This window comes from Dinghuibacter sp., from assembly GCF_035492835.1.
GTDB lineage: Bacteria > Bacteroidota > Bacteroidia > Chitinophagales > Chitinophagaceae > Dinghuibacter.
This window is the reverse complement of record NZ_DATJIY010000007.1, coordinates 1-2,324: the sequence shown is the minus strand read 5'-3', so window position 1 is coordinate 2,324 and position 2,324 is coordinate 1. Positions and strand designations below refer to the sequence as shown.

Below are 2,324 nucleotides of genomic sequence, written 5' to 3'. Positions count from 1 at the left end.
CACCGACGTCCGCGTCCTCGGCACCGTCCTTGCCTTCGACATCGACACCGGCGCCGGCGGCTACCTCGACAACGTCGGCCCGTTGATGGCCCGCTACGCCGTCGAGCGGGGCGTGATGCTCCGCCCCATGGGCAGCAATGTCTACGTCCTGCCGCCGTACTGCATCACCGAACAGGAGCTGGAAGCGATTTACGCCTGCATCGAGGGGGCGTTGGAAACACTTTTTTCCTAACTTCGGAGACAAACCTGGAAAAACAACATGGTGAAGTATGTGATCATCTCTCCAGTACGGAACGAGGAAGATTTCCTTGAAACGACGATCCGCTGCGTCATCGACCAAACCATCCGCCCCGTGGAATACATCCTTGTAAACGACGGCTCCACGGACCGCTCCGCCGATATCATGCGCGGATACGCCTCCCGTTACGACTGGATCAAGGTAATCGACCGACCAAAGGGCGAACACAGCCCCGGACCCGGTGTGGTCGCCGCCTTTTATGCGGGCTACGATCTCATAACCACCACCGGCTGGGAATACATTGTCAAGCTGGATGGGGACCTCCGATTCGACCCCGGATACTTCGAATTCCAGATACGGGCCATGGAGAGGAACCCCGCCCTGGGCATGACCAGCGGAAAGACCTATCAGCCACACGGCGACAAGCTCGTCCTCGACATGATGCCCGACGATCACGTACGCGGCCCGGCCAAGTTCTACCGCCGCGCGTGTTTCGAAGCGATCGGCGGGCTCCTTCCCGTGCTGGGCTGGGATACCATCGACGAAATGACGGCACAGACCCTGGGATGGGAAACGCGCAGTTACCAGGACCTGGTGCTCGTCCACTACAAACCGATCGGGTTCAAGCAAAAGAACGTTTATAAACGCGAGACCCGTCTGGGAAAGGTCCAGCACTACCTGGGCTACCACCCGCTGTTCGCCCTGGTCAGGGGATTGTACGTCACCACGCAAAAGCCATATGTCATAGGCGGACTGCTCAACATCGCCGGATTCTTAACCGCCGGATTCCGGGGGGACATCCGGTACGGCGACAAGGCCATGATCCGGCACCTGAGAAAGAAACAACTCCAACGGCTTTTCTTCAAAAGAAGGCTGCTGGGCTGATAGATCGTCAACCCCAAAACGCTAACCGATGAAACAACCCTTTCTCAACCTCCGGGTCGACAACCTGACAGCGACAGAGGCCCTTTGCGCCTGCGTGAGCGCCCTCGACGGATTGCGGCCCCGGTCCCTATTTTTTCTGAATGCGCATTGCTTCGTCCTTTCACAACGACACCCATCTTATCACGACGCGTTATACCGATCGGACTTCGTTTTCAACGACGGCATCGGCATCAAATGCGTCGGTCTCCTCAACAACATCCGGTTCACCGACAACCTAAACGGGACCGACCTCATCCCGAAGATCATTGACGCCGGCGTCCGGGACGAGCGTACCTTTTATTTCGTAGGCGGCGCGGAAGGCGTCACCCACGAAGTACGTGACCGGCTGGTAGCGCAATACGGCAATATCCGCATCGCGGGCGCCCGCAGCGGGTATTTTACCGAAACCGAAGAAGCCGGGATCATCCGGGACATCAACTCAAAAAATGTCGACATCCTGATCGTGGGGATGGGCGCACCATTACAAGAACTGTGGATCGAAAAGATCCGGCCCCAGCTCACGACCGTGCGTCTTTGCATTGCCGGGGGCGCCATTTTCGACTTCATGTCCGGGAAATTCCGCCGCGCACCCCCTGTCGTTCGCCGGGCGAACCTGGAATGGGCGTACCGGCTCTATCTCGAACCCGGCCGGCTTTGGAAAAGGTATGTTTATGGCGCCTTTGCGCTTGCCTATCACGTATTCCGCCATTGGCTGCCCCCTGAGCAACCGATTGGGTACGCTGGAAAGCATATCTTGAACGCATGAAAATAGCCGGTTTCTTCGCGCTGGCCGCGGCGCTCCTTTTGCTGTCGACGTCGGTCGTGCCGGGCATCTGGATGGGCAATACGTCCCTGGACATTCATTTGCACGACACTTATTTTTTGACGATCGCCGATAACGGGCCGGAACGGGCGCTGCACACCCTGTTACAATGGACCGCCAGCCCCTGGTGGTTCTTACTAATGGCCATCGTATACCTGGCGTTCGGCCGGATTACCGGGCGTTCCCTCAATACCCGCTGGGGATGGCTGCATTTTGGCGTCAGCCTGCTCGCTGCGATCCTCTACTGGACTCCACGGCTGACGGCCGGATCGCTTTCGGTCATTCCAGGCTGGCATACAGTCCTGTACCGCCACAAGATGCACTGGACGGAGGTCGTGG

General features: G+C 58.3%; 2 protein-coding genes and 2 pseudogenes. All 4 read left to right on the top strand.

Annotation, left to right across the window (positions count from 1 at the left end; translation table 11 throughout):
• A pseudogene (locus VL547_RS00485) lies at nucleotides 1-232 on the top strand (adenosylmethionine--8-amino-7-oxononanoate aminotransferase BioA); the annotation flags it as partial.
• A gap of 27 nt (nucleotides 233-259) precedes the next feature.
• A complete protein-coding gene (locus tag VL547_RS00480) occupies nucleotides 260-1,123 on the top strand; it encodes a glycosyltransferase family A protein (protein WP_325574009.1) in 864 nt (287 codons plus the stop codon).
• Between the two features lie 28 nt (nucleotides 1,124-1,151).
• On the top strand, nucleotides 1,152-1,928 hold the full coding sequence (locus tag VL547_RS00475) for a WecB/TagA/CpsF family glycosyltransferase (protein ID WP_325574007.1): 777 nt from the start codon (nucleotides 1,152-1,154) through the stop codon (nucleotides 1,926-1,928).
• Nucleotides 1,925-2,324, top strand: a pseudogene (locus tag VL547_RS00470) (hypothetical protein); the annotation flags it as partial. The gene VL547_RS00475 and the pseudogene VL547_RS00470, both read left to right, overlap by 4 nt.